Source organism: Psychrobacter sp. BI730 (assembly GCF_013414195.1).
Taxonomy (GTDB): Bacteria; Pseudomonadota; Gammaproteobacteria; order Pseudomonadales; family Moraxellaceae; genus Psychrobacter.
On sequence record NZ_JAATTV010000025.1, the window covers coordinates 1 to 12,759 of the forward strand.

At 36.5% G+C, this 12,759-nt stretch carries 11 protein-coding genes; 8 read left to right on the plus strand and 3 right to left on the minus strand.

Annotated features, from left to right (window positions below; genetic code table 11):
- Positions 1–170 precede the first annotated feature (170 nt).
- From HCZ91_RS13460 to HCZ91_RS13470, 3 genes are read right to left on the minus strand one after another with little or no spacing between them, the layout of a single operon-like run.
- A complete protein-coding gene (locus tag HCZ91_RS13460) occupies positions 171–1,109 on the minus strand; it encodes a phospholipase D family protein (protein ID WP_179799742.1) in 939 nt (312 codons plus the stop codon).
- On the minus strand, positions 1,090–2,892 hold the full coding sequence (locus HCZ91_RS13465; protein WP_179799743.1) for an ATP-binding protein: 1,803 nt from the start codon (positions 2,890–2,892) through the stop codon (positions 1,090–1,092). Before HCZ91_RS13465 ends, HCZ91_RS13460 begins: the two co-directional genes overlap by 20 nt.
- A complete protein-coding gene (locus HCZ91_RS13470) occupies positions 2,889–4,562 on the minus strand; it encodes a DEAD/DEAH box helicase (protein WP_179799744.1) in 1,674 nt (557 codons plus the stop codon). The genes HCZ91_RS13465 and HCZ91_RS13470 overlap by 4 nt, the downstream gene beginning before the upstream one ends.
- Before the next feature lie 375 nt (positions 4,563–4,937).
- Here HCZ91_RS13470 and HCZ91_RS14040 point away from each other — a divergent pair, with 375 nt between their 5' ends.
- From HCZ91_RS14040 to HCZ91_RS13505, 8 genes are all read left to right on the plus strand, one after another.
- Positions 4,938–5,459: a protein phosphatase 2C domain-containing protein gene (locus HCZ91_RS14040; protein ID WP_257020076.1), complete on the plus strand. Its 522-nt coding sequence runs from the start codon at positions 4,938–4,940 to the stop codon at positions 5,457–5,459.
- Between the two features lie 84 nt (positions 5,460–5,543).
- Entirely contained in the window at positions 5,544–5,795 is a 252-nt protein-coding gene (locus tag HCZ91_RS14045; protein ID WP_257020077.1) for a hypothetical protein, read from the plus strand.
- A 54-nt stretch (positions 5,796–5,849) separates the two neighbouring features.
- Positions 5,850–6,941 carry a WYL domain-containing protein gene (locus tag HCZ91_RS13480; RefSeq protein ID WP_179799745.1) on the plus strand — a complete coding sequence of 364 codons (1,092 nt, stop codon included), beginning with the start codon at positions 5,850–5,852 and terminating at the stop codon, positions 6,939–6,941.
- A 27-nt stretch (positions 6,942–6,968) separates the two neighbouring features.
- Entirely contained in the window at positions 6,969–7,646 is a 678-nt protein-coding gene (locus HCZ91_RS13485) for a hypothetical protein (protein ID WP_179799746.1), read from the plus strand.
- A gap of 50 nt (positions 7,647–7,696) precedes the next feature.
- Complete coding sequence (locus HCZ91_RS13490) at positions 7,697–8,149, plus strand: DUF1810 domain-containing protein (RefSeq protein WP_179799747.1); 453 nt, start codon at positions 7,697–7,699, stop codon at positions 8,147–8,149.
- A 96-nt stretch (positions 8,150–8,245) separates the two neighbouring features.
- Positions 8,246–8,857 carry a hypothetical protein gene (locus HCZ91_RS13495; RefSeq protein WP_179799748.1) on the plus strand — a complete coding sequence of 204 codons (612 nt, stop codon included), beginning with the start codon at positions 8,246–8,248 and terminating at the stop codon, positions 8,855–8,857.
- A gap of 118 nt (positions 8,858–8,975) precedes the next feature.
- On the plus strand, positions 8,976–10,529 hold the full coding sequence (locus HCZ91_RS13500; protein WP_179799749.1) for a DUF262 domain-containing protein: 1,554 nt from the start codon (positions 8,976–8,978) through the stop codon (positions 10,527–10,529).
- Positions 10,519–12,534, plus strand: coding sequence for a DUF262 domain-containing protein (locus HCZ91_RS13505; protein WP_179799750.1), 2,016 nt, complete (start codon positions 10,519–10,521; stop codon positions 12,532–12,534). Before HCZ91_RS13500 ends, HCZ91_RS13505 begins: the two co-directional genes overlap by 11 nt.
- Positions 12,535–12,759 lie beyond the last annotated feature (225 nt).

Below are 12,759 nucleotides of genomic sequence, written 5' to 3' on the forward strand. Positions count from 1 at the left end.
CAATGTTTTTGATAACTTGTGCTCGAAAATCTGCTGAGTAGGTCATCTTTTATATTTCTCTTTGCTTGGTTTAAAAGTATTGTACCTTTTATATTTTGGACTGACTATAGTATGGTTTGTAGAGTTCCAAATACCTGACATTGCTGTTAACCTTTTTGATGAATTTTTTATCAACTGATACTAATTACCTGGCGATATCTATATCTGCTCACTATAATACTATTGCACTTATAACACTCTAAATAGAGTATGAAGTTCTGCAAGTATGTCTTAATTTCTTTTCTATAAGGAGAAAAATCATCTAATATATTATTATGCAAGTGAGAGGTTATAGCGCCAAAACTAGCTGATTTGTCTTCTTGTTCTGATACAAATTGGTAGATAAATCTAAATACGTTTGATTGCTCAAACTTAGCTATATCTAATGGGTCTTCACCAAAAATAGATTTATCATGATTGATATTCTTATCATCATAATTCGATAATTCAAATGGATTACACTTCGGGAAGTCCTCAATGAATAAGCCTATAAGATTTTCTTTAGGTTTTAAATCAACGGTTTCCCATTCATTAGGTATGTCAGCCGATGAAGTAGTGTTGATGGTCGCAAGTTCTTTCTGCATTTTCTCGATGTCATCAATGCTTATCCTCACACACTGAGCAATATAATTATCGATTTGAGCTAAGTCAGAAGATGAGAGCTGGCAACTATAATTGAGTTCAAAATTGGGATAGTTAGAAAATCCTAGACCATTTGCGGTTAGATTCGAGCTACCAATAACGGCATCTTTTGCGTCGAAAATATAAATTTTGGCATGTAATTTATAATCAACAAAACAGCTAACCCCTCTAGAGGTTAATTGCTTTAATACTTCGAGGTCACAGCTTCCGCCTACACAATCAGATGGTCTGCATCTTATGTATAAGCTGATATCTTTATCATAGTCATTCTCGTCAAACAATTTAAGTACTGAGCCTGTCAAAAACGCACTAATTAAAACAATCGAGTTTGACTGCTCGATTAGTTCATATAGAACGTCTGTAACAGAGTCAGTATTAAGTAGACTGTTTTGACTGTTTGTAAAAGAGTTAATAGTCTTCTTCCACACTTAAGTAACCATCTAGCATTACACCCCATTGTTGACGTGCAAACTCATATCTTCTACGAACGTTTTCTGAAGGTGCTTCTTTTTCCATTCTACCCCAAGCTGCCAGACATAGCTTTAGAAGCATTTTATCTCTTTCCGTAGCTTTTGAAAGAAAGTTTCTATAAAAATTATGCTCTGTATTAATCTGTATAAGAGTAAATCCTTGAATAATAGATATATCAAATAGCATAGTTTGAGGTCCATCTCTCTCGTCAAACTTCACACTAATCTCATTTTGAATTACATCTTGGATTAACTCATCGAGCTCATCTTTATTAAAGTTTTTATCGCTTAGAGCTTCTTTGATTTCTTCAGGATTAGGCTTGTCGTCGTCTCCAATAGTAGGGTTTACATTTGAGCGAGCATATTCGGCATCAGTTGCTTTAACATCAGCTTCATTAGTACTATTCTTTTCTGTTGACTCTTTAATGGCGCTGGATACTGAGATTTTCTTTTTATCCAGCTCATCGAAGACCTGAAATGCAGCTTCGATTTCAGTAAGACAAGTTATTAATAGCGCATAGTCAGGGTCTCTTTCAGTTAAAACTTCTATTACTTGTGCCTCATCTACGTCTTCCTGTAGTGCTATCTCTTCAAGGCTTATAGGTTGGATTTTTGTAGCGGTTTGCTTGTTATTGGTCACTCCAAAGAATCTGTCTAAACTAGGAGAGAACTGTACTTCAACACCGATATATCTATCTTTTAAGTATTTATCTTTAACCTTAAAATGTCTCTTTAAATCAAGCTCTCTGCCGGACCTAATAATAGATAAGCCAATATTTGAAGCAAAGTGTTTTCCTACATCAGTACTACCAACAGCTCTTTTTACACTTTCTTGCATTTTATCAGTAAAGCTTTTTTTAACCGAAGAGGACTTAATACAGTAATAGCCTGTAGTGCCATCAGATAATTCTATAAATTTTTTGTTTTTTTCACCGTCATGATGGATATCGAAAATAGACTGTCCTTTAAAATCACTAGGAAAGTCTTTTAAGTCTTCAACGACAGTCTCTTTCATTAAGTACAGTGGGTCATTAGCCTTAAAAGAAACGGAGCCTTCGCTATCATAAGTCTGCGTAGAATCATTAAATAAATAATTCTCGAAAACTATTCTTACTTTTTCATCTTGGAGCATATAACGGTACATGCGCCCGATAAGGTTTTCAGTATGTTTAAGTAGAGTAGTGGAGGTTTTCCAGTGCAACCTGTCAAGCTCAGACCATACTACAGCCGTACCTGATCTAGGCATTGAGCCTTTGTAAGCGTTGCTGAGTTTACTATCTAGAGCTCTAGCTATGGGATAAGGAATAACTTCCTGGTTACCATTTTTAATTTCATCGACATCTAGATAAGTATAGAATGGCTTAGCACTATTTTTCCAGCTCCAAACTTCAGTCCTTTTACATTGTGAAATGCTTGAGTTAGGTAGCCCCATACCAAATTTACCCATACCTTCTGGGTCTTGTCTGTTTTTTGAAGCGCCGAACTCTAATGACATGTATAAAGTTTCTTCATCCATACCATAGCCATCGTCTAATATGGCAATTTTTTGGATACGTTTTCGGCTTGTGTTATTAACTTTTTCATATGCTTCAAAGCAAACAAAGCGTACAGTCTTAGCGCCTGCTTGAATACTATTATCGATCAGCTCAGCTAGTGCGTAAGCGGTATTTTTATATCCGTTGTCACGCATTGACTCAATAACTTGAGAGGGACGTACATATGGGTGTTGCTTTAAACTCATAACTGATCCTTATTTTTAGTTTTCCAACTGGTGTCCCAGTATTTGAAAGCGTTATACATGTTATTGAACTGCTCGTCATCATCTTTCACAGTGTAGATTCGACAATTTTTACTTCCGCCGCTTTTAGGGCCTCGCATTGCTCGTCCAGCCATTTGTAAGTACTGTATTAAAGATGAGGTAGGTCTGGTGATAAAAACGGAATTGGTACAAGGTGCATCAAACCCAGCAGTTAATACGCCATAATTAATTAAAACTCTTATTTCCTGATTTTTATAGCGTTGTATAGCCACGCTTCGTTGAAAAGAATCAGTTTTACCTACAATGACTTTAGATTTAATCCCTGCATTATTCAGTAAAATCTCTAATCTTTTGGCATGATTAACATTCAAAGCAAATACGATTCCTTGGTTTAATGCGTGTGGTTTTTCGTCTATTTCAGGATGTGGTTCAAGAATTTCTTTAATAACTTTATTTACAATTTCTTGGTTGCGCAGGTCACTATCAGCAAGATAACTCATTAGATTACTATCATTTTCGAAATTACCATGCATTCTGAATACAGTTTCGCTATTGTCATAATTAATAGGCAAGATTGTATAGTTAGATAAGAATTTTTTCTCTATGAGATATTCAATTATTGATACGTAACCAGGAATATGAGGTGTGACCTTATTATTGCCAAACAACTCACTGAGTTTTTGGTTTTCTTTATCGTCCTCACCATTTATATATGTTTTTCGACCTGGCGTTGCACTCAAGCCTAATAAAAAGCAATTAGTATCTGCTTTCTTGATAATATCTATGATAATTTCTTTATAAGTGGAAGCTAGGGCTTTATGTGCTTCATCAAATACAATCAATCCTACATCTTTTTTGAACGTATCAAGGATAAATTTCACATTAATACTGTTTGAGGATTCCTGAGAGTGAAACTTCTGTAATCCAGCAACAATGAATCCTTCGTTAATACCACTCAGAGACAGATCCGAACTGCTATAGAATGCAAAACTCCCCATCCCTCTGTTGCCTATATACTGCCAGGCTAAGTTGAACTCGTTACGCGCCTGTTCACATAGCTCTACAGTATCAGCAAACCAAACTACGTTTTTATTGGTATTGTCTCTCAAGTATTCACAAATGAAATTAATTGCTGTACGAGTTTTACCTGCTCCAGTGGGTAAATGTAGTAAAGCTCGACGCTCTTTATTGTCATATAAATCCCATAAATCAGAAGTACAGCTTTGCTGGTACTTTCGAACAGGGTATTTGGGTTCAATACGTGTTACTTGTTCGAATTTAGAGTTTTGAGCTAACTCTTCCGTATTAGAGTAAAAACCTAAAATCTGACTTAGCTGTCCTATGTTTTTCTTGAAATAACTAGCTACAGCTAGATATTCATTACTATTTAATACTTCAATGTTGAAATGGTTTATAAGGTTTTTTAAGGTGGAGGGTGATTGCTTGTTTATCAGAAGCTCAACAAAAGAAAATCTTTTATCCGATTCTTCCGCTAGAATTTCATCGATGCGCGTTAAAATTAGTGCATGATAATCGATGGGAACTTTCTTATCTTCTAAGTCTAAGATGATTGATTTAGTTTCATTGTCATAATAATCATAACAGTCCATTTTAGAGAAGTTAGTAAGTAGTTCAGTTGGAGTGATATCCATATAAAATCCATTATCTAAAATATACGTTTTTGTTGTTCTATAATTTGATATGAAGTTGATGTTAGTAGTTATGAGGAACTATTATCTAGAAGGCGAGAGGGATTATAACTTTAGAAATTTTATAATTAAAGACCTTAAGATAAATTTAGTAAACTAAATTTTAATAATTATTGCATTGCTATTCTGTAACTTTTATAACAATGAGTTAAGAGTATCATGATAATCCCTTTTTTATGATCTGACTTCTGGTGGTTGTCATAATTCTATCTCTAACCTTTTACATCAAATTGAATGATTTTACGTCTCAACCTATAAAATAGAATTATAAGCTGTCCGCTATACTAGCCTTTATGATAGATATATAGGCCTACCATCATGACTGCTTCCCTTAATAATTGTCCTTTAAAAGAAATCCCCTCTATCGCCCAAGCCTGTGCAATTACCTTTCAAGGTAATGCTAGTAACAACCTGCAGCAAGACGCTTTTTTCTTTTTAGATAATTGGTATCAAGAAGACTTAGGTATGATGGCAGTGACACCAGTTGCATTACCATTTTGCTTAGCAGTGTCAGATGGCGTGGCAAGCTCTAATCAATCGCAGCACTGCTCAAAGGCGGTAGTAAAAGCAATCAGACGGTTATGGAGTGATCAGAAGAGTGTTACTTCAAATAATATTCATCAGCTGATTAACCAAACCAAGCACTCATCCAAGCGTCATGGTGCAGTGGCAACCCTTGCTATGATAGTAGGAGAGTTAAATAGTGATGGAACCATAAAGGCGACAATAACGCATGTGGGTGACAGTCGCGTTCATCGGCTGCTTAAAGATGCGTCACCATGGCAGTGCCTGACTCGAGATCATAACTTGCTAAACGAACGTATTGACCAACAGGCATAAGAACAAGATCGCCAAGCAGAGTTTACTGACTATAACCGAGAAGGTATAGCCAGGAGTCTATATAGCATTACTGAATGCTTTGCATTGACGGCTGATGACAATTATCTAAGTAGTGAAGCACCAGAAGGCAACTCTTGCAAGATTGATATCAATAGCGGCGACTGTATAGTGGTTTGTACGGATGGTATTCATGACTTAGTGCCAAGCCATGAATGGCAACTTGTCAGTGCTGAAACTGATTTACAAAACTGGCTAATCAATCTCAAGAACCAAGTTTATGATTCTGATGGCAATGCTTATGACAATGGCACCGCGATTTTACTTCGTTTTGATTGAACATGTATTTTAATAATAAGTTGATTACCTTATCAGTCTAATAGAGAAGCTACCATGCCTGCACATCCAATCGCCAGCTATACAAAGTCAACACGTCTATTTGCTTTATATCAAAGCCTTCCTCGAAGTGAAGCGGATGCTGTGTCACTGACAGAGCTTATGCAAAACTACGGTGATAATGCTGATAATTATACAAATGAGCGTAAAAATCTAGAGAATGATCTGATTGGCTTAAACCAAGTCTTTAACGATATTTTCTATAGTGATGCATTAATTCGGGTGCCAGCATGGGGAAAGAATATCAGTGGCAAGACAGCACGGTTTTATATTGAACCCAACTTTAGCATCGATGTTATTAACGAGCAAACAGTGTTCTTTTGGGAGATACTTGATAAATATACTGCAAATTATTTACCAATATCTCTTAAACAAGGAATCACAGATAAGCTCACCCAACTACGACGGCAGGATAAGGAGAGTTTCCATCAAAGTCCGCTAGGGCAATGGCAAGATCATCTCGTCACCTTGCCTAGTATCGTGCAAGCACCAACGCTTGATAGTGAGGTGATTGGAAGTATTCATCAGGCTCTGCTACAGAATCGTCAATTACGAATAAGCTATCAAAATAAATGGGAAGAAAAACCAGTTCAAAGAATGGTGTATCCCAAAGGACTGATCTTTATTGACAATATGATCTATTTCACAGGCTTTAATCCGGTAGATGATCATATTGATGATAAGCAGTTGTTAAAAGCGCATCGCAACTTTGCAGTCAACCGTATTGTCGAGGCAGTAGTCATAGATAAGCCAATACCTGACTGGGTAGGGCGTGACATTTTTACATTAGATAGCTTACAGAAGTTAGGCAAGCTAGAGTTTGGTAAAAATATTGAAATCAACTTGGTTCTAAAAGTACAGAAATATGCCTGTCAGCATCTTTATGAGCGCCCATTATCGACAGATCAGCAAATTACTATTATCGATGACACTTGGAATCAGGTCAGCGCTACGGTTGCTAATACTACTCGTCTGCAAGATTGGCTGGTAAGTATGTCGCAATTGTCCGTTGTCATTGAACTATTAGAGCTAAGGGCAGTTATTCTTGAGCGCTTAGAAAGTGGGATGCAGCTTTATAACCGTAATTAATGATTTCACTTTAGAAAGGAGCCGAATATGACAGTAGATAGTAGTGTTAAAGATAAACAGACTCTAAAAAACGACATCAACGAAGAACATAATGATGAGCTTCAGACAAAGCCAGTAGTCTTCACCACGTTGTACAAGCCGCAGGCAGATAGTTATCGTTTGTCTGAGGTTGGGTTTATTGTTATCGAAGATGGCTGGAATGAGCAGTCATTGCTAGCGTTAAAACAACAAACAGGTTTGGGCACATTGTTTGCGCTACAAACCACAGATAAGTGTACTGATAGATTCGAGGTAATAGACGGTATTATTTTTTGCAAAGTGGATGAAGTTGGGCAGGTAATAACTGTATTTGAATCGGCACTATCTGATCGAGATAAGGTTGGTATAGATGTTAATGATATCAAAAGATCCTGCGGGGCTGAGAAGTCTGCCAGATTTATACAGACTAGGGTAACGAGCATGCCAGATTCAGGGCAAGTAAAGTATGCCGTTAATCATCTGCTCAATCAAATTCCTGAAGGTCTTAGTATCGAGTATATGATGCTTGATATTGAAAGTGATCATAAGCTATCTCTTGATGACATGGTTGCTGTAAATACTGCGGTTGAAAACCGAATTGCTGAAGATTCAGAAGTGTTTTACGGTAATAGAGCGATTGATAAATCTGACTATTGCTGGATGGGGGCGATATATGTGGCTGGTTAGCGTGGCAGGTAGGCAAACGCTCATTAATTAAATCGTAAGGAGTGCATGAAATGACAACAATAGATAAAGATTTGTTTGATAGTTTTATCCAAGCTCAAAATACTATTTATTCACAAGTGATTGAAGAGCTGACCGAAGGTCATAAGCGTACACATTGGATGTGGTTTATTTTTCCACAGGTAAAAGGGTTGGGGCACAGTAAAATGTCTCGACGATTTGCAATAGGGAGTCTGGAGCAAGCGAAAGCGTATTTACAGCATGAGGTGCTTGGGGCACGGTTAATAGACTGCGCTGAATTACTGCTGTTGCACCCTGATAAAAGCGCTTTAGATATCTTTGGTTTGCCGGATAACTTGAAGCTGCAATCTTCGCTAACATTATTTGCTTTTGCCGCTGGTAACAAGTGTGTATTTGAGCAGCTTTTATACCAGTTCTACGCAGGCAGTTACGATCTAAACACTATAAAAATGTTAAAGAAAACCAATGATCAGCAATATAAGTAAATAAAACTGAGTGAGATTTAACTAGTGCTAAAGTTTGATACTTCTAACTACATCAAACATCATTAATTATCAGTGAGTATAGCAATGAAATACCATATGGACGAATCGTATATAGATGACACACCTAATGCATTCCTATACCAACGAATTATGGATCGTCACCCTAAGTCTATTATTGGTTGTTTTATTATCAGCGAGGATTGGAATGAGCAGGCGCTACTAGAGCTAAAAGAGAAGTCAGAAGCTTGGTTTTTAGTGGGATTGCAAATAGATGATATGGATTTTGATCGCTTAGATATTATAGAGGGTATTGTTAGGTGTCAGCCTGAAGACGTAAATCAAGTGGTTAAATTATTAGATATTAGTCCACGTGGCTTGATAGCTATCGATGTTATCGATATCAAAAGTTTATTCGAAAGAGAGAAATCATATAAATTTATCCAAATTCATGTAACAGATGGATGTGAGACAGATATGGCAAAAAAAGCAGCCAATGAGATCGTTAGTCAGCTTCCTAAACATCCTAATATCAAAGGGCTATTGTTAGGTATAGAGAGTAGCAAAAGTCCTTCATTAGATAATACTGCTTATATAATAGATTTTATTGAAAAGAGTATTATGGCTGATGAATTATATATGGACTCCTGCACAAGTATGAGCGATGAGCCTAACTCTTTTCGATTAAGGGCAATGTATGCTGAGGGGTAAGTAGAAGTTTAAAACAGGCGGATTGAGTTTATTATATTTTGATATTTTTCAAAAAATGATAAGAATTCTAGTTATATATAATAGCTAACAACAACTAAAGTCAGATAGGTATAAGTTCATGGCAGAAGAAAGCAGCATTAATGAAGCTTACAATGTTTTAAAGATTTCAAGTTTTATATCTACAAAAGAGTATTCAAATAAAAAACTAGTTATACCTATCTATCAGCGACCTTACCGTTGGACAGAAAACAACATTATCGACTTGCTAACAGACTTGTACTACCAGTGCACAAGGCTTGGTCATAACGTAGGTAATGTTTATAACCCAGATAATGCGTACCGCTTAGGTACTGTAGTTTTACATCTAAATCAACATACTGATGAAGCAGGTCAGACGCAGGTTGATTTAGTTGATGGCCAGCAGCGTACTTTGACACTGTTGCTGCTTATGAAGGCTGCTGTGGATTCCAAAAGATTTAAAGAGCAGCTTAATGGCTTTGCTCCAGTAGAGATAAATCTTCCTGATTGTAGTGAAACTCAAAAAAACCTAAGTAAGAATCTTGCGTTTATAGAACGTCATGTCAGCAGCCCGGAGTTTACACCAGAAGTTTTAGATTTTTTACTGCATCATTGCGAAGTAGTTCAAGTAACCCTGCATGATCTATCTGAAGCCTTCCAGTTTTTCGATTCACAAAATTCACGTGGTCTTGATTTAAGTCCTCATGATTTGCTAAAAGCATTTCACTTACGCGAGTTTGCTACGTCAGAGGACAGTTTAAAAGAATCTGTTGTGAATCAGTGGGAGCAGAAAAACACAAAGGATCTGAAATTGTTGTTCTCCAATTATCTATATCCTATTCGTCAGTGGAGTCTTGGCAAGCCTCATTTACACTTTTCAAAATCTGATATTCATGTATTTAAAGGGGTTAATTTGAATAGTGAGTACTATCTACAATCTTATCCTTTTCAACAAGGGTTAAAAATTATTCATAACACAGTCGATCATTATAACCAGCACACGCATCGCACTTTTGATCAGCAAATAATGGAATACCCGTTTCAGATTACTCAAACATTAATTAATGGACGGCGCTTTTTTGATTGGGTTGCCTATTATCAAACGCTTCTAGATCCACTACTAAATAATGCCATTGAAGAAAAAGGTGATAATTGGCTAAAAGCTGTGTTATACCAGCAAGAAAAATTACAGAAGTCAAAGCATAGCAAAGTGTCTAGACCCACTGCTTTAACTATTGTGCAGACTATCGATAATAGAAAAGATGGTTACGAATATAGCCACTGGTGGCGCCAGGGTGACAGATACGTTCGCCGCATGTTTAACGCCCTTGTTCTCTGTTATTACGACCGCTTTGGTGAGCAAGATTTAGCACGAGCAATTGAGTACATATTTATTTGGGCCTATTCATTGCGCCTACAGAATGCAAGTGTCTACTTGGAAAGTGTAGAAAAACACATTAGGCATGATAATTTATTTATGCGTTTGCAGCAATCACTGTCGCCCGTTGATTTTTTAAATAAGCCACTGCAGCAGCTTAATCAAAAAAATGTAAAAATAAGAAATTTAGAGACAGTAGCAGGTATCAAAACTATTTTTGAGGAGCTTGGCTACTATATATCAAAGCAAGTAATGGAGACTGCCAATGTCCAGTAGCACTCAAAAAAGCCTTAATTTTCAGCAACTACTCGGTCAAGATGATTATAAAATACCAGTGTATCAACGTAACTACGACTGGGGCGAGCCTCAAATACAGCAACTTATCGATGATATTCAAGATTATGCAGAAAAAGAAAGTAAAACAAATTACTACTATATTGGTAGTTTGGTCGTACATGAGAAAACAAGCTACTTTGAAATTCTAGATGGTCAGCAACGCTTTACCACATTAAGTTTATTAGCTTGTTATTTGAATTATCGTATACCTGAGAGTTTTAAATGGTATGAGAAGGTAAACCTTGGCTTTGAGAGCCGAAGAAAATCAGAATTTACCATCGATAAACTGTTTGAAGTTTTTTGTTCAAGTGAAACCTCCAAATACGATTCGCCGGGAAAGCTGTCTGAATTAATAAGTACAATTAGCACCAATAAGACTAATGCTTCAATATTAGAGGGTTTTAAAGCTATAGATCGGGTAATCACTAGAAGCTTTGCTGATAAGGAATCTGAGGCGCTAAACGAGTTTGCTACTTATTTACTGAATAAAGTAAAAATACTGCGCGTCTGTGTACCTCAAAATACTGATGTAACGCACTATTTTGAGGTGATGAATAATAGAGGGGAGCAGCTAGAGAAGCATGAAGTAGTCAAAGCAAGCTTGCTATCTGCCGTCCAAAAAGATACGCAAGCTCTTGCTGTTATTCAGAAGGTATGGCTTGCCTGTGCAGACATGAGCCGCTATGTGCAACTGGGTTTTTCGGTATATGAGCGAAAAGCTATATTTAGTGAAGATTCTGCAGGTTTTTTAGTGGAAAGATTCGAGGATCTGACTAATAAGGTTACCGTACAAAGCGATAGTTCAGGCTCAAAAAATGGTTCGTTCTCTCTTAAGAGTGCACTCGAAGCCGGTAAAGAATTACGAGAAAAAGAAGGTGATAAAAATACAAGTAGTGATGATGATAGTGATGAAGGAAAAGCGGAGCGATTTACCAGCGTTATAGATTTTCCTAACTTTCTTATGCAAGTATTACGTATTTATATAAAGTCACAGTCTGATAAAGACCTTCCTGTTTTAGATGATAAAGATTTAATTAACGCCTTCAAAAATTTTATAGGAAAAGACATTAAGAAGGTAGAGGGTTTTATTTTTTCATTACTAAAATTACGTTATTTGTTTGATCAATATGTTGTTAAGCGTGAGCGAGCAAGTGGCAAAGAAGATTGGTCATTGAAAGGGTATAAATTCGATAAAAATGGCTCAAGCTATGTGAATACTTTTGGTAAAGAGGAGGGTAATAAATCTGATAGGAATTGGCCTTGTGTGATGTTACTTTCAGCCTTTCATGTATCTTACCCGACTAACTCTCGAAAAAACTGGTTGTCTGCAGTGCTGTATTGGTTAAACGATAAAGAAAAATCAACTCCAATTAGGGCAGAAGAGTATTTAAAGTTTTTAGAAAGTCTTGCTCGAGCTTTTATGGTAAATCGTTATCTCACAACAACGCGTAAAGAGTTTAGAGATTTTATGTATATCATAGACAAGAGCGCAAAATTTACAGTGTCTAATGAAGTTCTTAGTGAATGCTTAAGGTATGGCCAGGTTAGAGTATTTGCGTTTAATTACCTAGATTATCTATTGTGGAAAGATACTGAGTTACTTCAAGAAACAAAATCTAAATTTAGGTTTAGTTTCAAAAGTTCTGTTGAGCACTTTTCACCTCAAACCTCTAGAGTTAATGAGATATTATCTGAAACTGATTTGCATGGGTTCGGAAACTTATGTTTAATGAGTATTAGTGAGAACTCGTCTTTAAGTAATGACACTCCTAAGCAAAAGGCTGAGATATTAGAGAGTCAGCGTAACAAGATGGCTCCATTAAGCTTGAAATTAGAGCTGATGATTGCAACACTAGGAGATAAATTATGGAACGATGAATCCATAAAAGCACATAAAAATAAAGTATTTGAGGTTTTGAAGGAAGATATTGAATCAGCACTATGAGTTCTGAAAGTGACATTATCTAATGGAAAGCTAACAAGACCCGTAGGTATGTCTGTGGTGATACACTAAGTTTTTATAGTGTTTAAGAGATATAACCGTCAAAAAAGCCGGAAGTTTCCTAAAAACTGTGTAACTGCTTATAATCCATTAACAGGAGAATAAGCAATGACTAACCAAACTGACATCAAAAAACTGGCCGAGCAAATGGCTGGTAGCATGAAAAGC